1 protein-coding gene is annotated in these 277 nt (G+C 45.1%); it reads right to left on the reverse strand.

Annotated features, from left to right (window positions below; translation table 11 throughout):
- A partial coding sequence (locus ACXAGX_RS20630) for a hypothetical protein (RefSeq protein WP_474840723.1) occupies positions 1 to 277 on the reverse strand: 277 nt, incomplete at both ends.

The following is a 277-nucleotide window of genomic DNA, read 5'->3' on the forward strand; positions in this document are numbered from 1 at the left end:
TCGATGGTTTCTTCCACATAACCGCCATTTTCCAATTCTCCGTGTTCACTTATCGGGTGGTTTACATAGTAAAGACGGTAAGCCCCGGTGTTCGCATAACCACTATCGTTGGCGACATCACCATCTTGGATAACCACTGTGTAGATGCCAGTAGTAGGTAGTTCAAGATTACCAATACGAGTCACCGTATAGTCGGTAGCGGTGGCTAACTCGGTCCCATCGGGGTTAAATATCTGGATATAAGCAGCTAAACCTGTGTAATTGAAATCAGATGCAT

This window comes from Alteromonas sp. ABV4_515 (genome assembly GCF_056160345.1).